Source organism: Pantoea sp. SIMBA_079, from assembly GCF_046940275.1.
In the GTDB taxonomy this organism is placed as follows: Bacteria; Pseudomonadota; Gammaproteobacteria; order Enterobacterales; family Enterobacteriaceae; genus Pantoea; species Pantoea borealis.
The window spans coordinates 1-268 of sequence record NZ_JAWRYR010000376.1; the positions used below are offsets into that span (position 1 = coordinate 1).

Below are 268 nucleotides of genomic sequence, written 5' to 3' on the forward strand. Positions count from 1 at the left end.
GCTCCGGCGCCTCGGGCGGCGTGGTCAACATCATCACCAAGCGGCCGACCGGCGACCTGACCGGTTCGCTGAGCCTGTACGGCCTCGTACCGCAGCACGGCGAGGAAGGCGGCAGCCACCGCGCCGGCGTGACCCTCAGCGGTCCGCTCACCGAGGCGCTGTCGTTCCGCGTCTACGGCAACGTCAACAAGACCGAGGCCGACTCGCTCGATCTCAATTCGGACTTCCTGACCGACGTCGGCGTCACCCCGCCCGCCGGCCGCGAAGG

The 268-nt window shown here is 70.5% G+C and carries 1 pseudogene; it reads left to right on the forward strand.

Features of this window, described 5'->3' with window-relative positions:
* Positions 1 to 268: pseudogene (locus SB719_RS20430) on the forward strand (TonB-dependent siderophore receptor); the annotation flags it as partial.